This is a genomic window from Actinomadura geliboluensis, from assembly GCF_043197915.1.
GTDB classification, from domain to species: domain Bacteria; phylum Actinomycetota; class Actinomycetes; order Streptosporangiales; family Streptosporangiaceae; genus Spirillospora; species Spirillospora geliboluensis.
On the sequence record NZ_JBICUA010000009.1, the window covers coordinates 23,264 to 42,241 of the forward strand.

Sequence of the window (18,978 nt, forward strand, 5' to 3'; positions counted from 1 at the left end):
GTGACGACCATCGCCGGCCGCTACGAACTGGATCCCGTCCACATCGGCAAGGGCGGGATGGGAGAGGTCTGGGGCGCCACCGACACGCGGCTGCGCCGCCGCGTCGCCGTTAAGTTCGTCCGGTTCGGTGATGATCCGGAGCTGATCAGGAGGTTCGTCCGCGAGTCGCAGCTCACCGCGCGGATGCGGCACCCTGGAGTACCGGTGCTCCACGACGCCGACCGGGTCGGCGGCGGCCCGTTCGACGGACGCCTCTACCTCGTCATGGAACTGGTCGACGGCATCAACGTCGACGACCTGGTCGCCGAGCACGATCCGCTCCCGGTCGGCTGGGCCGCCGCGATCGCCGCGCAGGTCTGCGCCGTGCTCAGCTACGCGCACGGCAAATCGTTCGTCCACCGCGACCTCAAACCCAGCAACCTGATGGTCGACAAGGACGGCGCGGTCAAGGTCCTCGACTTCGGGCTCGCCGTCGCCTTGGACGCCGACGAGCGCTCTCGCCTCACCAGCACAGACCAGCTACTCGGCACGCTCGCCTACATGGCGCCGGAGCAGTTCCGCGGACAGTACAGCCCGTCCAGCGACCTGTACGCGCTCGGCTGCGTGCTGTACCAGATGCTTAGCGGACAGGGGCCTTTCCAGGGGCCCGACCATGTGTCGCTGATGCATGCCCACATCTACGAGGAGGCGGCTCCGCTCCGCCGGGTGCGTGCCGATGTCCCGCCCGACCTGGCAGACCTCGTCAAACGGCTGCTGGCGAAGGCTCCGGAGGCGCGCCCCGGATCCGCCGACGAGGTGTTCGACGCCCTGCACCCGTACACGGCGGGCCTCCAGGAGCTTCCCGGAGCGGTGCGCGCCGGGCGTAGCGCGCTGCGCATGTACGCGGACGTCGCCGGGCGGACGCTCACGGCCTACACCGCTCCTGCCACCCCGCCGCCCCAGTCGTCCGATACCGGCCCGCCGCCCGCGGACTCCTTCAGTCTCGGTGACATCGCCCGCGCCCGCCGCAGCGCGGAACGGCTCATGCGCGAGTCCCGCTTCGACGAGGCCGCGCGGAGGCTGGACCGCACGTCGGCGCGGGCCGGGAGCGTCCTCGGCGGCGACCATTCCGAGGTGATCGCGCTCCGCACCGAACACGCGGACGTCCTCTTCAAAGCCGGTGACTACGCGGCGGCGGCGTCCGCCTTCCACAAGCTCGCCGAGGACGCGGCGCGACGTGACGGCGCCGGGTCGGAGACCGTTCTCGGACTCCGCTTCCGGGAGGCGGGCAGCCGGGCGCTCGGCGGCGAGATCGACCGTGCCCTCGCCCAGCTCAGAGATCTCATCGGCGACGAGACGCGGCTGTTCGGCAAGGACGACGACCGAGTGCTCGACCATCGCCGCCAGCTCGGTCTGCTCCTCCACGGTGCCGGGCGGGGAGCGGAGGCCGTCCGCGTGCTGGAGGAGGTCGCGGCCGACCTGGAACGCCTCCACGGGCCGGACAATGCGACCCTCCGGACCGTCCGGGAGACCATCGTCCGTATCGGACGGGCTTAGCCGCGCTGGCACCGGGAGCGCCGGTGGTGCGGGTCGGGGCGGTCAGGTGACTTTCAGGGGAGTTTGCCGTCCTCGGGCGTGCCGTGGCGCGGGGTGAAGCGGCTCCGGAGGCGCTCCATCCGCGCGTCGCGACCGTGGCGATCGTTCTGCTGCGCAACGAGTTCGTGGTGCGCGGCGTCCCTACCGCCCCTGACGAAGTCCTCGTTGAGACGTTGATGAGGTCTATCTTCCGCTGGTCCGCCGACGTGGTACACCGTCCGGCTGACTCTTGATGGTCAGGGGGCGGTTGGTTGGAAGAAGCCGCGTATGTACGGGTCTTCCAGGGCTGCCAGGTCGCCTAGGTCGCCCGTGGCGACGATCTTTCCGCTGCGCATGAGGGCGATGTGGTCGGCGACTCTGGTCGCGGTGAGCATCGGGACGTCGTGGGTGATGACCAGGACGGCGGCTCCGGCGTCGGCGTAGCGGCGGAGGGTGACCCACACGCCGTAGGCGGTCTCCATGTCGAGCGAGGCCGTCGGTTCGTCCGCGATGAGGACGCGCGGTTCGGGCAGGAGCGCGGCGGCGAGTGCGGCGCGCTGGATCTGACCGCCCGAATGCTGGTTCGGGTAGAGATCGAGCAGTTCGGTCGGGTATCCGGCGGCTGCGCAGGCGCGGTCGAGGCTCCAGCGCCGATACCGCTCTTCGAGGACGCGCAGTTGTGCGCCTACGGGGTCTTCGGTGTGGAAGGCCGTTACGCCGGCCTGGGGGAGCAGGCTGACGGTGCCGGCCCGAAGGCGCAGCCACGGGCGTCGTCCGTGCACCGGCTCGCCGTTGATGCGCACCTGGCCGGTGGTGTGGGCGGAGTCGGGGAGCGAGCCGGTGAGTGCGGCGGCGGCCATCGACTTGCCGCAGCCGGACTCGCCGAGCAGCGCGGTGATCTTCCCGTCCGGGACGACGAGGTCGACGGCGTCCAGGACCGTCTCGTTCCACCGGCCGGTATCGATGTGGACGGTCAGTTCACGCAGTTCGGCAGGCATTGGACGGCCGGGTCACCCTTCTTCGGGGGCGGTTCTGGACGTGCGCCGGGGGAAGACGATCGCGAACAGGGCGGCGCCGACACCGACTGCGCCCGCGGTCCAGCCCGTCCATTCTGGGACCTTGCCCAGCGCGACGGAGCTTGCGGGGTCACTATGCAGCCCGACGGTGCTGGCGCGATGTCCCAAGGCGCGCGCCTCCAGCCGGTACGTGCCGTCCGCGGTGACCGCCATCGGTGAGCGCAGGGTGCGATGCTCGGCCTTGGACATCGTGACGCCTCCGCGCACCGTCTTTCCGCCGGCCGTCCAGGAGCCCGCGCATGTGTACCCGGACAATGAGCAGGTCCAGTCATAGGGAATGGCGACGCTGGTCGGTGTGCCGTACCTCCAGACGTATCCGGGCTTGGCGCGTTCGATCGAGCCGATGATGGCCAGAACCGCCACCGAAAGGCAGGCGCCCGTCAAAAGCACCGCTGTCGCGATGCCCCGGCGGTCGGCCAGGGCACCGGCCGCGAGGGTAACCGGCGCCAGCGCGAACACGCCGATGAATCCCAGCAGTACGGCCAGCACGACCAGCCCGGCGAGCCGTCCTCCGGGATTCGCCAGCAATGCCCACTCCGCGGCCACGAGCAGCAGAACGCCCAGGGGAATGGCCCACAGCAGGGTGACTTTCACGGCCCTCCCTCCTGTGGTCGCATGCTCATGGCTGCCCGGAGCGACGCGATCACGGTGAACCATCGCGGGGCGCGGCGGTCAGGTGATGTGCGGGATGAGTCGTCATGGGCCCCTTACGGCCATGCGGGGTGGTGGCGTCAGCCGATCGCGAGGCCCGGGACCACGCCGTCGGCGCCCCTCTCCCAGGGCACCTGCAGTTCGAGGTTCGCCGCACCGGCGGCCGGCTTGTAGGCGTCCCAGAGGACGACGCTCTCGCCCGGCCCGAGGATGTGCCGCGCCTCGTGGAAGCCCACAAGGCTGCACACGCACGGGCCGGTCTCGACGCTCAGCGGGTTGTAGCGGACCTGCGCCGCATTGTCGAACAGGAGGGCTCCGCCCGTGGTGCCCAGACGCATCGGCCGCGGGGCGCTGCCGTGGTGCGCCGCCGTCCTTTCCAGCTTCTGGCCGAAGTCCTGCTTCTGCCGCCCGGTGTTGCGGAGCGTCCACACCATGATCACCAGACCGGACGAGTCGCGGTGGAGGCCGTTGACCTCGACCTTGAGCCCCGCGGCCGAGGCCGACTGGAAGGTGCCCGCCCCCAGCGCGGCGGACTGCCCGCGCTGGTAGGAACGGCCGCCGCCGGCCGGAGGCGGTGCGGACGGCCGGGGGCGGGTGAAGGCCACCGTGACCCGGCGGTTCTTGCGGCGCCCCTCTTCGGTGTCGTTGGTGGCCACGGGCTCCTTCGACCCGTGGCCCGCCGACCGGTAGGTCACCCCCTGCCGGGTGACCAGGCTCTTCAGGCGGTCGGCGACGGCCTGCGCGCGGCGCTCGGACAGCGGCTGGTTGATCGCGTCGTCGCCCGTCGAGTCGGCGTGGCCGTCGACCGTGACCGTGTCGTCCCCGGACGCGTCGATCTGCGCGGCGACCTGCCGCAGCAACTGGTCGGCCCGCGGGCTCAGGTCGGCCTTGTCGACCGCGAACAGGGTGTCGGTGGACAGCAGCACCGACCGGTCCTGCGCGTCGTCGGCCACCGACTGGTCCGTGCCCTCGGTGAGGCTGCGCAGGGCGAGGATCCTGGGCTTGCCCGGCTTCACCTTGGCCGGGTCGACCTGGTCTTCGAGCGGCTTCATCGGGGCGTCGGTGATGGGCACGTCCTGGAGCGGGACGGCGAGCGGAACCACGATGGTGGCACGCTGGACGTCGGCGGGCGGGCTCGGGAACGTCGCGTAGACGTTGATGTACCCGCCGGGCGGTACGGGGTTGTTATGCAGCCATGTGCAGGCGCACTTGTTCTCTTCGTCCGGAGTCCGGAGCGGGAAATAGACCTTGTCGTTGCGGGCGTCCACCAATCCGATGCCGCTGGCGGCGAGCGCGTCTCCGAGATTCGGGTCGAGCGAGTGCCCGAGTTCGCCGAGACTCGTCGCCAGCTTGATGGGGTTCTTGCCTTCGTTGACGATCCGGAAACGGGCCGTGACCGTGTTCGCCGCCGTCCGGCTCAGCGCGAGCAGTTCCACGTGGGCGGGCCCGTCCTGGTGCTCCATCGGCACCGACGCGATCGCCTTGAGTTCTCCCGGCGGCGCGGTCGCCACCGCCGTCGCCGACCGTGCGGCGGACTTTCGGGGCGACGCCTTGCCGCCATCGGAGCATCCGGCGAGAATGAGCGCGCCCGCCGTCAGACCTGCGGCTAAGCACGTGATGCGCCGCCCTGCCCCCGTACCACGGTTCACGGCTTCCTCCGGATGAGACGCATTCGGTCTGCCAGGATATGGCGGCCAGAGTACAAGACCCTATTCCGGAGGGTTGCGTAATGGCGTGGAACCCTCGGTATTCGGGCTGGTCGGCGCCCGCTCAATTCGCAGACAGATGATCTCCGAATGAGGTGTGCGTCCCCGCCGGCAGGGCGGCTCGGGTCCCACAGCGGGGCGGCCAGGACGGACGCGTTCGCGATCAACGTTCCGAGGGCCGGTTCGCGCTGCCGCTGGACGAGCAACTGGGCTTGCCCGAGCGTCACGGCCAGGTCATCGGAGGGTGGGACCGTCGGCAGGGCCTGGGCGTCCAGCAGCTTGCCCAGGTGGCGCGTCAGCGATGCCCCTTCCTCCCGCGCCTGCGGCGACCCGCTCGACGACCTGGTGGCGGGACTGATGCGGATGGTCGAAGGGCTCCGCCACCGCCGCGCCCGGCTGCTGGCGGTACTGCTGACCGACCCCGGCTCCGAGCTGGCGGCGGCGGTGCGCGAGGCGAAGGTCGATCCGCTGCTGGCGGCCAACCGGGAGAACCTGCGGCGGTTGATCGGCCCGGTGCCCGACCTGGAGAGCCGCGCGGACGCCGGCCCGGCGCTGATCTTCGTGCACATGATGACGCGGGGAGACCCGCCGGACGAGCGCCACGTCCGCGAATACATCCTGCCCCTCATGACCGGCCCGCGTGCGGGCTGACCGGGACTAGGACGCGGCTTCGGTGAGTTCGGCCATCACCTCGGAGGCCGTGATCGGGTCCAGGTCGCCTAGGGGGCGGCCCGTGCGGGTGTCGTTCCAGTAGCCGTCTTCCGGATGGTCGTCCAGGCGGATCACCTGCATTTGTTGGGGGCCCCTGTCGTCCAGGTTGCCGATGGCCATTCCCGGGTCCAGCTTGACGTTGACGTACAGGCCGCCGGGGGTCTCTCGGTAGATGGACCACTGGAGCCCGGCGTCCATGGCGGCGGCGCGCCGCCAGCCGCGCCTTTCCAGCCCGAAGACGGCCGTGGCCGGGATGGTGAGGCCCTGGAGGCGGTCCAGTCGCCGGGCGGCGCGTTCGGCTTCGGTGAGGGTGTGGACGGCGCGGTCCAGTTGCGGGAACGGCTGCAGGATCTCGTAGTCGGCGAAGAGTTCCGTCCAGGCGGCGAGGGTGTCGCGGAACTCCAGCGGGTGCGGGAGGCGGACGGTGGCGTCGTCCGGGAGCCTCATCGCTTCGTCGTCGGCGTTCGCGAGAGTGCCGTCCTCGGCGATGCGGAACGTGGTCGCGGTGCCGCCGTCCTCCGCGAGCCAGACCAGGCGGCGGGCGATGTGGGAGACGAGCGGGTGCCCTGCGAAGAAGCGGCGGAACTCCGGGGCCGTCCAGCGGCGCTGGGCGATCATCGCCGACTCCAGGCGGCGGATCTGGTCGGCGGCGACCGTGCGGACGTCCTTCTTCAGCGCGGCGAAGCGCTGGTGGGCGGCCGGGGCGAGTTCCTCGTCGTCCTTGGCGCCCGGCTTGGGGAGCGTCTTGCGGCGGGTGCCGTCCTCGTCGGTCACAAATGGCGTGAGGTGCTCGTCGAAGGCGACGAGGAAGCGGCGCGGGCCGTAGTCCAGGACGAGCCCGCCGCTCTCGTCCAGTCCGAAGTCGGGGACCAGGCGGTCGCCCAGTTCGTCGGACGTCAGACCCAGTTTGTCGGCGACCTGCTGCACCTTCTCCTGCGCGCGCGCCTTCAGGGCCTTGAACCTGACCTTCTGCGCGATGCCGTAGAGGTGCATGAGGGCGACTTCGCCGCCGATCGCCGTGAGGACGTCCAGCCCGGCGGCCGCTTTGGCGTGGCCGCCCTCGCCGGGCCATGCCCGGATCAGCGGGGCCAGCCTGCGGGCCGTGTCGTCGTCGCCGAGCCAGCCGAGCTGTGCGAGCGCCTAGCCGTCCTTGGCGGGAGCGCCGTTCCGCTGCCACAGCTGGAAGAGCTCCCAGGAGAACGATGCGATGGACGCCGGGTCGCATGCCTCCTTGACGATCGCGATGCCTGCGTAGACCTGTACGGGTGAGGAGATGGCCAGCATTGTCAGCAGATGGCGGGTGGCGTCGGCGGGGAGCGCGCTGTTCCGGGACTGGAGCCTGACTTGGGGGAGGTCTTGCACGTCGGCCCAATCGGGGACGGGCGGTATGCGGTCGGGCAGGACGTCCAGGGGGTCTATCGCGAGCATCGCGTGGAGGGCTTCGCCTGCCTTGTCGCCGTGCGCGCGCGCCGCCTCGTCTACGACCTTGTCGGTTCCGTGGGTGTCGGCCAGGAGGCGCAGGGCCTCCTCTGCCTCGCGCTGTGGCTTGCTGGGCTTGCCCACTGCGGCCGGGACGAGCAGCGGCACCGCGTCCAGACCGTGCCGGTCGAACCAGGAGAGCGCGACATCGCGTCCCTTCTTCGGACGGGACAGGCGCTCGGCCATCAACCGGGCCAGCTCCGCGTCCAGGAACGGCAGTGCCCGGTCGCCGAGACCCTTCATGTCCTTCTCGGCGATCCGCAGCGCGACGGGCAGGGCGTCGGCCTCGAACCGCGCCACGGTCGGCCGCAGCCACATCTCGGCCTCCCAAAGCTGCGGCCTCCAGGCGCCGAGCAGCGGCCTGACCTTCTCCTCCGGGCCGTAGGTGAGGACGCCGAGCCCGTAGCCGCCGGCCCGCCCGCGGCGGAACTCGTCGACCAGCGCGTCCCAGTCGCCGGTCGACGGTACGCGGTGCCGGTGGTCGGTCTTGGACCACTCCTCCCGTTCGCCCGGCAGCCAGCGCATCCGGACACCGGCGGGAGGCGTGAGGCCCTCGACGGGCGCCGGGCGGGGCCGCTCGTCCGCGCGCAGCCACGGCGGGTCGGCCAGCGGGCGGGGCAGGGCGGCCGGAGGAGCGTCCGGCAGCGCGTCGTCCCCCGCCTGGAGTTGATCTTCCATGCCCCGACCGTAGGGCACGTCTCCGACGGACGACTGCGAATCCCCCCGCTCAGCCCCGCACCAGGACGAGCTGCTTGCGCACCCGGGGCTCCGGCTCGCCATAGCCGGAGGCTTGGGGTGTCAAGGCGATCAGCGTGCTCAGGACGCTGCGGAGCACCTCGGTCAACTCCTCGTCCGGCTCCTCCTCGCCCACGAGGGTGAGCGCGGCCAGCACCGACGTCGCCGCCCACACGAGGTCCTCCTGCCGCGTGGGGCGGTTCGGGTCCCACAGCGGGGCGGACAGGACGGACGCGTTCGCGATCAACGTCTCCAGGGCCCGTTCGCCCCGCCGCTGGGCGAGGAGCTGGGCCCGGCCGAGCGTCACCGCCGGGTCGTCGGAGGGTGGCACCGACGGCAGGGCCAGAGCGGTCAGCAGCTTGCCCAGGTACCGGGTCAGCGACGCCTCCTCCTCCCTTCGGCGGCGGCGACCGGTGCCGTCCTCGAACGCGTGCGCCGTGAAGCAGTGCGTCAGCTGGGCGCAGGCGAGCCCCATGGCGACCACGCCCTGGGTCCCGAGACCGCTGGACGCGCTGAGCTGGGCGAAGGCGAGGTCGCGGGCCACGTAGTCGGTGTGGGGCCGACCGCCGTCGGGGTCGTAGTCGACGGCACGGGCCTGAGCGAGAGCGAGGTCGCGCGCCAGGACCAGGATGGGCACGGGGCCGGGAGCCGGGGCGTCATCGCGGCGGGCGCGCTCCAGAGCACGGGGGATGTCGCGGGTCGGGACGACGGTGCCGCTGCGCGGAAACCAGGCCCCGGCCTCGTGGGCGAGCCCCAGCGCCCGGTCGAGGGCGCGGTCGAGGGCGCGGTTCAGTTCGTCGACGGGGACATGGTGCGCGGTCTGCGCGAGCGCGGTGGTGATCACGGGGACGGCGCTTGAACCCGGGGCGCCGGAGGGCAGGCCGCGGTGGCCGGCGTCGAACGTCAGCAGGATGTCGAGGGCGGGGAGGAGGGCCTCGATCCTGCCCGGGGTGAAGTCGCGGTCGGCGGCGAAGGAGGCGCCGAGGTCGCGGTGGAGGTCGCGCGCATGGTCGAGGGCCCGGCCGATGGCCTTGCGGAACGCCACGTCGAAGGCGCGCGGCGCGGCGGGGCGATCGTCGAGGTCGATGTCGAGACCGAGAGCGCGGGCCTTCTCCGAGGCGCGGTCACGGGTGAGGCCATGGGCGGGCTCGCTGCTGAAAGCGAGATCGAGAGCGAGGTCGATGCCGTGCAGGAGCCGCTGCTCTGTTTCCATGAGACGTCGGTTGCCGGCGTACGCGGCGAGTTGCCAGAAGGTCATCTGCGCGAACGGGGCGAGCACCCTGATGACGAAGTGCGTGTGGTCGAGGATCAGCTCCGGGTAGGCGGCGATCTGCCATCGCGCCGGGCGGTGCGGATGCAGGTCGGGAGCGGCGGTGACGACGCGCGTTCTGCCCTGGCCGCTCGTCCAGTCGCCGTCCGCCGCGTAGAGGCCCGTCCGGTCGGCGGGGTAGAGGTCGCTGCCGAGCGCCTGGCTCGCCTCGGACGGCGTGGGCAGGCGGTAGCTGGTGCCGTCACCGAACAGGCCGTTGAGCCAGAAGAGGAAGGGTGCGATGTCGGTCGACCAGAGGTCGGTCCCCGGCTCGGGAACGTTGGAGTCGGCGCCGACGTGCGACGCGTAGCGGGCCCATAGCTCGTCGGGGACGGGGGCCGCGCAGATGCGGGTGCCGGTGTCGTCAAGGGCGTGGGTGTCCTGCAGAGCGCGCGCGGCGGCGACTCCGTCCAGCAGCCGGATCTCATCGGGGTCGTCGGACGTCGTGTTCAGCAGCTCGTCGAGACGGGCGCGTAGCGCGGGATCGACTTCGCGGGCCTCGTCCAGGCAGGCATAGGCGAGGCTGAGGGCGGTCACCGTGCGCGCCTCCAGGCACGCTTCTACGACGGGACTGGCGTCGGCGCGGGCGGCCCAGAGCAGCGTGGTCTCGCGCCAGGCAGGATCACTGACGTTCTCCACGAGCAGTTGGCGGCGGGACGCATGCCCGGGAACCAATGCCGCCGCCAGGTACTCCTGCAAGGTCAGGTGCACGAAACCGTAGTGCCAGTACTGATGCTCCAGTAGCAAGCCGCTGCGTCTGACATAGCGGAGGAACGCCTCGGGAGTGATGTCGGGTGCAGTGCGTTGCAGCACGGTGCGGATCGCGCGTTCGGCCTCCTCAGCGGGGATGTCCCGGAGCTTGCGGCGCATCATGTACCAGGCCAGCTCCTGGACGATCCGCTCCTTCTTGTCGCCGCTCAGCCCCTCCACCTCGGCGTCGGCGAGGTTCTTGGCCTCCTGCCGCCGGTGGAGAAGGACCTGGCAGACCTCCTCGTACAGGGCGGCGCGGCTGCCCGGCAGGCTGCCCCGGTACCGGTGCACGTTGGCGATCATCGTGAGCAGCAGCGGGTTCGCGGCCATGTCGTAGAGCGTCGGACGGCCGCTGATCCGGTGGAACAGGTCGTCGGCGGACCGGGCGGCGACCAGGTCGATCCCCCGTGCGTCGCCCTCCCGGGAGCGGTGCTCGATCGCCCGGTACCAGGCGTGCAGGAAGTCCCGGATCTGCCGGGACGTGAACCGCTGCACCTGCAGGACGTCGGCGCGCGACAGCCGGTTGCCGTCGTAGCCGCCGGGCCGGGACGTGACCACGAACGCGTTGCCCGGGTAGCGGCTGTACTGGTCCTCCATCCACTGCACCACGCGGCCGCGGTGCCGCGCGTCGGCGACCTCGTCCAGGCCGTCCAGCAGGACGACGCACTGGCCCCGCTCCAGCCGCTGCTCCAGCCACTCGGCCGAGACGGCGCCGTTCAGCCAGGGCGCGGCCGCCGCGATCTGCGCGAGCCCGCCGGGCTCGTCACCCAGGATGGATGCCGCGTGGTCGCGCAGGTAGAGCAGCACGGGCAACCGCCCGCGGCGCGGCCACCCGAACCGGCGCCGCTCCACCATCTCCAGTGCCGTATGGCGGGCGAGGGTCGTCTTGCCGGAGCCGGCCGCGCCCAGCACCGCCAGCATCCGGCCCCCGGCGAGGAAGGACGCCAGTGACGCCCGCCGACCGGCCCCCTCAGCCGGGCCTGGGCCGATGCCGGTGTCGGTCACCACGTCCGTGACCGTCCTCGGCCGCAGCATGACGTCGACGTAGACCTGCCGGGTCCGCAGCACGAACTCCGCCTGCGTGACCAGGCCGATCGTCTCCATCTGGTCGACCGCCGAGCGCATCCGCCGCAGGTACTCGCGCCGCGATCCCGCCCGCCTCCGGGGTGCGGGCGGCGGGCCGTCCTCCGAAGGCGGCTGCGCGGCCTCCGGTGCCGCCTGCACGAGCCCGCCCAGCACCGTGAAGACGAGGGCCAGATAGCCCCAGCTCCAGCTCAGCCTCCCGTTGTTGAGGATCTGGTTGACCGCCACTCCCGCCGCGACCGATAACGACGCCGCGATCAGGGCGCGGCCCAGGTACTTCAGCATCCGCACGACGGTCAGCCCCCGCGTCCGACGACAAGGCCCGGCAGTACACACCTAACCGCGCCGAGGCCGTCCCGCCCACCCCCGTCGCCGATCCGATACCTCCCGCCCCTCGGGTCCTAGTCCAATCGGACGTGGTCGCCTGGTCCCCTTGCCCGACGCGGACGAACCGGGTCGGAGGGCAGCATGACCGTCATGACCGCCACCGATCTCACTGCCGATGGAGAGGCGGTGCGGAAGGCCGGGCGAACGCCCGGCTGGGCCGCGCTGCTCGCCGCGTCCATCGGGCAGTTCCTCGTCGTCCTGGACATCTCCGTCGTCAACGTCGCCCTCCCGCACATGCGCGAGGGCCTCGGCCTCGGCTCCACCGGACTCCAGTGGGTCGTCAACGCCTACTCCCTGACCTTCGCCGGGTTCCTGCTCCTCGGCGGGCGCGCCGCCGACCTCTACGGGCGCAAGCGCGTGTTCCTGGCGGGCCTCGGCGTCGTCGTCGCGTCCAGCCTGGTGGGCGGGTTCGCGCAGGACGGCGCCATGCTGATCGGCGCCCGCGCCGCGCAGGGGCTCGGCGCCGCGACCCTCGCCCCCGTCACGCTGTCGCTGATCACCGCGACGTTCCCGGCCGGCCCCGCGCGGACGCGGGCGATCGCCATGTGGACCGCCGTCGGCACCGCGGGCGGCGCGACCGGCGGCCTCGTCGGCGGGCTGCTGACCGACTACCTGAGCTGGCGCTGGGTCCTGCTGATCAACGTCCCGGTCGGGGTGGCCGTCGCGGTGGTCGCCGCCCGCTGGCTGCGCGACGACCGGCCCGCCGCCGGACGGTCCCGGCTCGACCTGCCCGGCGCCGTCCTCGTCACCGCGGGCGTCGGCCTGCTCGCGTTCGGCATCGGGCAGACCGAGGACCACGGCTGGACGTCCCTGATCCCGCTGACCGCCGGACTCGGGCTGCTCGGCCTGTTCGTCGCGGTCGAGGCGCGGGCGCCGCAGCCGCTCGTCCGGCTGGGGATGTTCCGGCGGCGCAGCGTGGCCGTCGGCAACCTCGCCACGCTCGTCATGACGATGGCCGGGTTCGCGCTCTGGTACTTCCTGTCGCTCTACATGCAGAACGTCCTGCACTACAGCGCCGTCAAGACCGGCCTGTCGTTCCTCCCGCACACCGCCGGGATCATCATCGGCTCGCGGTTCGCGCCCGCCCTCATGGCCCGCATCGGCGCGCGGCTCCTCGCCGGCATCGGCGGGCTGGCGGCCGCCGCCGGGTTCGCGTGGCAGGCCGCGGTGCTGGACGCCGATGGAACGTTCCTCGGCGCGATCCTCGGCCCCGGCGCGCTGATGGCCCTCGGCTTCGGCCTGCTCATGACGCCGCTGGTGGAGGTCGCGACGAGCGGCGTGGACGAGTCGGAGGCCGGCACAGTGGCGGGCGTCGTCAACACGTCCCGGACGATCGGCGGGGCGATCGGGCTGACCGTCCTCAGCACCGCCGCCGCGAAGGCGGGCCCCGACCTGGTGGACGGCTATTCGGCCGCGTTCCTCGTCGCCGCCCTCGTCACCATCGCCGGTACGGCCATCGTCCCCTTCCTGCCCCGCCCGCGGCGCGCCCTCAAGGAGGAGCCCGCCGTCCCGTGATCGACCCGACACGGCCGGGCGCGGCGGCGCCCGGCCGAGCCCGGCCGCGCCAGCCCGCATTGGAACGGGGAGCGCGGTGCCGCGCCGGGAGACGGTGGCGGGAGGCGGCACGGTCACCGGGAGGTCGGGTTGCACGAGGACGAGCGGATCACCTGCGTCGCGTTCCGCATCGGGGGGTGGGACCGGCTGGACACCCCGGCGCGGTTACGGGCGCGCGCGGAGGCCGCCGCGTTCCCGGGCCGCGCCGGGCGCGCCGGGCGGGTCGGGGCGGTGCTGGGGTCGGGGGAGGTGCTGGCGCTCGTCCTGCGCGCCGACCCCGCGGAGGCGGCCCCGGCGCTCGTGGACGGCCTGCGCCGCCGCCGCCCGCCGGGGGACGGGACGAGGATCGGGGTCGCCGGCGGCCCGGCCGGTCCGCGGACGGGCGCCGAGGTCGTCGCCGAGGCGGTCCGCCTGCTGCGGCGGCCCGGCGTCCGGGACGCCCCCTTCACCGTCGTGATGGGGGCGCTGCTGCACTGGCGGCTCCGGGACGCGCCGTCCATGCCGACGTTCCAGCGGGTCAGGGGCGAGGCGTGCGGGCCCGACCACTGGGTGTGGCCGGCCGGGGCCGCGCCCGGCGAGCCGCGCGGCCCGGTGTGCCCCAGCCCGGAACCGTGCCGAGGCCCGTGCCCCGGCCCGGAGCCGCTCCTCGCGCTCGCCCGGCGCCAGCGCAGCCTCGGGCAGCGGCGCGCGGCCGTCGAGACGTGCCGGTACCTGCTGCGCCGGTATCCGCTGACGCCCGCCGCCTACCCGCTGATGGACCTGGAGGAGCACGACGACGTCGCGTCCGCCTACCTCGCCGACGGGCTCCGCGTCGTCCGGGCGCGCACGGGGCCCGACCGGGAGCGCCTGGAGCACGAGCTGCTTCTCGCGCTGGCGGACCGCGCCTACCACCGGGGGCGCCGGGACGAGGGCGACCGGCTGGTGAACGCGGCGGCGGAGGTGTTCCCGGCGGGCGGCGCGCCGCTGCGCGTGCTGGCCCGGGAGGCCGCCCGCCGCGGCGACCGGCAGGGGGCGCGGGCGCTGCTCGCCGCCGCGCTCGCCCGGACACGGGAGGCACCGTAGATATGTGTCTCATGACCGGATCGGCCGGTGAAGAGGCTGCCATACTGAATGCCCGTCCGGGCGGCCCGGCTCCGCGGGGCCGGAGCGGCGACACGCACGTGCGCTGAGGAGACGTCGATGACGAGCTCCGGTTGGCATCATCTCTCGTTCCTCGGCCGGCTGACCCCGCCGGCCCGCAACGCGGTCCTGCGGCTCGGCATGCCCCGGACCGTCCAGCGCGACCGGCCCCTGATGCGGCAGGGCGAACCGGGCACGGAGGTGCACCTGCTCCTCGACGGCCGGGTGGCGGTCGCGCGCGGGGTGGAGAACGGCAGCGTGTCGCTGCTCGGCATCAGGCACCGCGGCGACCTGGTCGGCGAGATGGCGGTGCTCGGCGACGGCGTCCGCACCGCGACGGTCACCACGCTCGACCGGTCGATCCTGTCGGTGATCCCGGCGCAGCCGTTCATGGCGTGCCTGCGCCGGCACCCGGAGGCGCTGATCGCGCTGAACCTGATGACCGGCGACCGGCTCGCGCAGGCCAACACCTACCGCGCCGACGCGGCCGGGTACGAGGTCGAGGTGCGGCTGGCGCGGGCGCTGCTGTACCAGGCATGGCGCGCGCCCGAGCGCGAGGACGGCCGGCTCGTCGTCCGGCTGCGGCAGAAGCAGCTCGCGATGCTGATCGGCGCGCAGGAGGGCACGGTGCAGAAGGCCCTCAAGGGGCCCGCGCTGCGCGACCTCGTGGTCTGCGCGCGGGGCCGGGTGGTGCTGCTGGACGTGCACGAGCTGGCCCGGCTCGCCGAGATGAAGGCGCCGTCCGAACTGTGCGAGTGATGCGCCGCCGCGGGATCTGAGGCGATCTCGCCTTTCCCGCACTGGTGCGGGTTCCTCCGTCCGCCGGACCGCGACACTGCGGTCACGGACGGAAGGGGGACGCATGGGGGCACGGTCGCGGCGTTCGCTGTGCGCGGCGCTCGACATCAAGGGGTGGAGCGGCCGGCTCGTACCCGAGCAGATCCGGGCCCAGCAGGCGCTGGTGACGGTGGCGATGGCGGCGTGCCGGGAGGCGGGGCTGCCGGAGCAGATCGTGCAGAGCAGCGGGGACGGCGTGCTGATCCTGCCGCCGAGCGACATCGACGAGACCGCCGCCATCCCGGCGCTGGTGGCGGAGCTGGAGGTCGCGCTGCGGCAGGAGAACCGGCTGCTGGCCGAGGACGCGCGGATCCGGCTGCGGCTCGCGCTGACCAGCGGGCTGGTGACGCCGGGCCCGGCCGGGTTCAACGGCGCCGCGGTGATCGACTGCTTCCGGCTGCTGGACAGCCCGCCGGTGAAGGAGGCGCTGGACGACCACCCGGCCGCGCAGCTCGCGGTGATCGTGTCGGACCACCTGTTCCAGGACGTGATCCGCAACGGGTTCCGGTCGCTGCGGGCCGAGGACTTCTGGCGGGTGCGCAGCTCGCTGCCCGGCAAGGGCTTCGCGATGGACGCCTGGCTGTACGTCTCGGACCGCTCCGGCGGTCCGGCCCGGGCGCCGTCCGGCACCGCGGGGGCGCCGGACAGCGCCGCCGAGGCGGCGGCCGCACCGCCGGAGGGGGTCGCGCGGGCGTGGGCCGCGCTGGAGCGGGGCCTGCCGCAGGAGGCGGTGCGGCTGCTGGCCGGCGTGGCGACCGACGACCGCGAGGGCTGGGCCGCGCTGCTGGACGTCCGGGCGGAGGCGCTGATGCGGCTCGGCGAGTTCGAGCGCGCGCGCATCGACCTGGAGGAGCTGCTCGGCGTCCGGGACGACCCGGTCACGCCGCCGAGCCCGTCGGCGCTGCTGCGGCTCGGCCGGTGCCACGTCGCGCTCGGGGCGGTGCAGGAGGCGCGGCAGACGCTGCTCTTCCTGCTGGAGCACGTCCCGTCGTCGGCGGAGGCGCACCTGGATCTCGGGCAGCTGGAGCGGCGGGCCCGGCGGTTCGCGACGGCGCAGAGCCATCTGCTGGAGGGGCTGCGGCTGATCCGCGAGCAGGCGAGGAAGGCCGAGCCGGGGGCGCAGGAGCGGCTGCTGGACGCGTTCCTGCGCGAGCTCTCGGCCCTTCCCGTGATCGACGACGCCGCGCTGGACGACGCCGCCCTGGACGGCGCGTCCCAGGGCGGCGCGTCCCAGGGCGGCGCGTCCCAGGACGGCGTGGCCCAGGGCGGCACGGTCCTCGACGGCACGGCGCTGGACGGTGACCCGCCGAGAATGGCGTCCGAATCCGGCCAGTGGCGCGGTCATTCTGATAACCGATTCTAATTCGGTGTCCGATTTAGACCGATAAGCCAATCATTCAAGCGGGGCAATCGCCCTCGCAAACGGAAAAATTAGGACAATAGGCAACTTTTGATCTTCCTTCATCTGGAAGATCGTTAATCCGTAACAGTCGGATAACTAGCGTCGAGTCGCGAGATGCGGCCCGGCCATCATCGGGAAAGTTCGGGGCGTACGGGGGACGATCCACCATTGCAGGGGCTCTGGAGAATGATGCGAATGACGGGGCGTGCCTTCGCGTGCCCGGTGCGAATCACCATGGCGGCGGTGGTCACCGCCGTCCAGTTGGGGCCGCTGGCCGTGCCCGCCGCCGCTGCGGCGGGCACGGCCGGGCCGGCCGCCGCCCCCGAGCCGACCCTGATGGACGTGTCCATCCTGGTGGACGAGTCGGGGAGCCTGTCCGACGCCGACGTCCGCGAGGAGATCGAGGCCGCCACCTCGATCGCGCTCAGCGGGCTGAACCCCCGCAGCCGCGTGTCGGTCTACGGGTTCGGCAGCCAGAACGAACCGGGACAGAACGCGATTACCGAGGCGTGCCCGCCGACCGTTCTGGACAGTTCCGTGAAGAAGGACGCGCTCGGCGCGTGCATTCGCAAGATCCATCGGCGCGCCGACGGCGAGGGAAACGACACCGATCATGCCGCCGCGCTGGCCAAAGGGCTCAGCGCACTGAACGGAGGCGGCCCCGAGGGGGCGCTGAAGGTCGTCTTCCTGCTCACCGACGGCCGCCTCGACGTGCACCGCAGCCCCCATTACGGACGCATCGAAAACGACCGCAACCGGGAGGCGCAAAAGCAGGTCGAAACCCAGCTGGCGCTCGCCGCCGCCGGACGCGTCCAGGTATGGCCGCTCGGCTTCGGCGACGGCATCGACCGCGCGGCGCTCGACCGGTTCGCCGCCGGCGGGTACCAGGGCGCGTGCGACGGGCGGACCGCGTCCCGGCCGAAGGCCCGCGTCGTCCGCGACTCCGGGGACGTGGTGCGCTCGCTCACCGACGCGTTCGCCGCGGCGGGCTGCGCCGGGGTCAGCCGCAGCGACGAGACGACCCTCGGCCCCGGCCAGACCCGGGAACTGAAGATCGACATCCCGATCATCGCGACGGACGGCAACATCACCGTCGCCAAGGGGGACCCGCGCGTCCGGGTGGACTACGTCCAGCCGGGCGGCGCCGCCGTCGTGCCCAACGGCAGGTCCGGGCAGTCGGAGTTCAAGCGGGCCGGGGAGAACGCGGGCGTCGAGACGCTGCACATCGTCAACCCGCGCAACGGCACCTGGACGATCCGCCTGACCGCGCCCGACAAGCTCGCGAAGCAGCTGGTCAGCGCCACCGCCATCTGGCAGGGCGCGGTCAGCGCCTCGCTCGTGGTCGAGCCGCCCAGCGCGCGGACCGGGCAGCCGCTCACCGTGCGGCTCTCGCTCGTCACCCGGCAGGGCGCGGTCACCGACGCCAAGGCGCTCAGCGGGCTGAACTTCACCGTGCAGGCCGCCGGGCCGTCGCTCGGCGCGCCGCAGAGCATCGTCATCCGCGACGACGGCAAGGCCCCCGACGACCGGGCCGGCGACGGCCGGTACGCGGGCACGCTCACCGCGCCGGGCCAGCCCGGCGACCTCACCTTCACCGGGGTGGTCAGCGGGTACGGCGTCCACGCCGACAGGCTGCCGGTGACCGTGGCGGTCAGCGCGCAGGCCCCCGTGCTGCAGGGCCGCGTCGAGTTCTCCTCCGACCCGGTCGTGCACCCGGGCGCCGAGGTGCGCGGCAAGGTCACGATGGAGAACGCGGGCGCCCCGGTCCGGGGCCGGATCATCATGGTCGGGGCCGGGCAGGCCGGCGGCGCGACGCTCGGCGGCGGCACCGACCTGGCGATCGGGACCGGCACCAGCACCCGCCCGTTCACCGTCCGGTTCCCGGAGGACGCGGCGCTCGGCGGCACCTCGATGACCGTCAAGGTCGTCGACGCGGCCGACCTGTCGAAGGTGTACGCGAACGGGCAGCTCACCGTCACCGTCGAGGACCCGCCCGGCTGGCTGGAGCGCCACCGGTACGCGATCGCGGGCGCGGTGCTGCTCCTCCTCGCCCTGGCGCTGCTGCTCCACCTGCGCCGCCGCGCCTGGAAGGCCGGGGTGGACGTCCGGTGGCTGCGCGCGTCGCTCCGGCAGGACGGCGAGGAGCTGGCCCGCCTCAAGGCCCCGTCGAAGTGGGCGCAGGAGTTCCGGTTCGTCGTGCACGACGGCACGGCGGGCGAGCCGGGCCTCGACTACCCCAGGGCGGGCGACCGGCCCGTCCGGGCCCGCCGCGGCGCGCCCGGCAAGGTCGTCGTCCAGCTGCCGGACGGCCCGCGCTACGAGATCGCCGTCGGCGGCGACGGGGAGCCGCTGGAGGAGACCGGGCTGACGCTCGCCTTCAGCGACGACCGGCCGCGCCGCGCACGGCCCGGCCGCGGCGCCGCGCGCCGCACCGGCACCCGGCGGGACGCCCCCGGCCGCACCGCCGCCGGCCGCACCGCGTCCGACCGCACGGCGTCCGACCGCACCGTCCCGGACCGGGGCGGCGACACCTCCGGCGAGGCGCGGACCGAGCCCGCCACGACCGCGAAACCGGCCTACGAGGACGACCCCTGGCTCTAGCCCGCCGATGACAAGGAAGCCCCC

13 protein-coding genes are annotated in these 18,978 nt (G+C 73.1%); 7 read left to right on the plus strand and 6 right to left on the minus strand.

Translation table 11 applies throughout. From position 1 onward, the window contains the following. Nucleotides 1-1,536: a serine/threonine-protein kinase gene (locus ACGFI1_RS27315; RefSeq protein WP_392789117.1), complete on the plus strand. Its 1,536-nt coding sequence runs from the start codon at nt 1-3 to the stop codon at nt 1,534-1,536. 275 nt (nt 1,537-1,811) lie between these two features. Here the strand turns inward: ACGFI1_RS27315 and ACGFI1_RS27320 are convergent, their stop codons facing one another. The 3 genes from ACGFI1_RS27320 to ACGFI1_RS27330 all read right to left on the minus strand — a co-directional run bounded on the left by ACGFI1_RS27320 (nt 1,812) and on the right by ACGFI1_RS27330 (nt 4,792). Further along, nucleotides 1,812-2,552: an ATP-binding cassette domain-containing protein gene (locus ACGFI1_RS27320; RefSeq protein WP_392789119.1), complete on the minus strand. Its 741-nt coding sequence runs from the start codon at nt 2,550-2,552 to the stop codon at nt 1,812-1,814. A gap of 12 nt (nt 2,553-2,564) precedes the next feature. Further along, nucleotides 2,565-3,224 (minus strand): hypothetical protein, encoded by a 660-nt coding sequence (locus ACGFI1_RS27325; RefSeq protein WP_392789122.1) that lies wholly within the window; start codon nt 3,222-3,224, stop codon nt 2,565-2,567. A gap of 137 nt (nt 3,225-3,361) precedes the next feature. Beyond that, complete coding sequence (locus tag ACGFI1_RS27330) at nt 3,362-4,792, minus strand: OmpA family protein (protein ID WP_392789124.1); 1,431 nt, start codon at nt 4,790-4,792, stop codon at nt 3,362-3,364. A gap of 474 nt (nt 4,793-5,266) precedes the next feature. On the opposite strand from ACGFI1_RS27330, the gene ACGFI1_RS27335 reads away from it, so the two are divergent. Beyond that, nucleotides 5,267-5,638 carry a hypothetical protein gene (locus ACGFI1_RS27335; protein ID WP_392789127.1) on the plus strand — a complete coding sequence of 124 codons (372 nt, stop codon included), beginning with the start codon at nt 5,267-5,269 and terminating at the stop codon, nt 5,636-5,638. Nucleotides 5,639-5,644: 6 nt separating this feature from the next. Here the strand turns inward: ACGFI1_RS27335 and ACGFI1_RS27340 are convergent, their stop codons facing one another. The 3 genes from ACGFI1_RS27340 to ACGFI1_RS27350 all read right to left on the minus strand — a co-directional run bounded on the left by ACGFI1_RS27340 (nt 5,645) and on the right by ACGFI1_RS27350 (nt 11,339). After that, nucleotides 5,645-6,691: a DUF4132 domain-containing protein gene (locus ACGFI1_RS27340; protein WP_392789129.1), complete on the minus strand. Its 1,047-nt coding sequence runs from the start codon at nt 6,689-6,691 to the stop codon at nt 5,645-5,647. Nucleotides 6,692-6,838: 147 nt separating this feature from the next. Continuing rightward, entirely contained in the window at nt 6,839-7,855 is a 1,017-nt protein-coding gene (locus tag ACGFI1_RS27345; RefSeq protein ID WP_392789131.1) for a hypothetical protein, read from the minus strand. A 49-nt stretch (nt 7,856-7,904) separates the two neighbouring features. Then, the gene (locus ACGFI1_RS27350) at nt 7,905-11,339 is read right to left on the minus strand and encodes an NACHT domain-containing protein (protein WP_392789133.1); all 3,435 of its coding nucleotides are present in this window, start codon (nt 11,337-11,339) and stop codon (nt 7,905-7,907) included. Between the two features lie 192 nt (nt 11,340-11,531). On the opposite strand from ACGFI1_RS27350, the gene ACGFI1_RS27355 reads away from it, so the two are divergent. The 5 genes from ACGFI1_RS27355 (at nt 11,532) to ACGFI1_RS27375 (ending at nt 18,954) form a co-directional block, all read left to right on the plus strand. After that, a complete protein-coding gene (locus tag ACGFI1_RS27355; RefSeq protein WP_392789136.1) occupies nt 11,532-12,956 on the plus strand; it encodes an MFS transporter in 1,425 nt (474 codons plus the stop codon). Between the two features lie 129 nt (nt 12,957-13,085). Then, the gene (locus ACGFI1_RS27360; RefSeq protein WP_392789138.1) at nt 13,086-14,057 is read left to right on the plus strand and encodes a hypothetical protein; all 972 of its coding nucleotides are present in this window, start codon (nt 13,086-13,088) and stop codon (nt 14,055-14,057) included. A 117-nt stretch (nt 14,058-14,174) separates the two neighbouring features. Then, on the plus strand, nt 14,175-14,873 hold the full coding sequence (locus ACGFI1_RS27365; protein WP_386874086.1) for a Crp/Fnr family transcriptional regulator: 699 nt from the start codon (nt 14,175-14,177) through the stop codon (nt 14,871-14,873). A 103-nt stretch (nt 14,874-14,976) separates the two neighbouring features. After that, the gene (locus ACGFI1_RS27370; RefSeq protein ID WP_392789140.1) at nt 14,977-16,314 is read left to right on the plus strand and encodes a tetratricopeptide repeat protein; all 1,338 of its coding nucleotides are present in this window, start codon (nt 14,977-14,979) and stop codon (nt 16,312-16,314) included. Nucleotides 16,315-16,548: 234 nt separating this feature from the next. Further along, nucleotides 16,549-18,954, plus strand: a complete 2,406-nt coding sequence (locus ACGFI1_RS27375) for a vWA domain-containing protein (RefSeq protein ID WP_392789143.1) — start codon at nt 16,549-16,551, stop codon at nt 18,952-18,954. Nucleotides 18,955-18,978 lie beyond the last annotated feature (24 nt).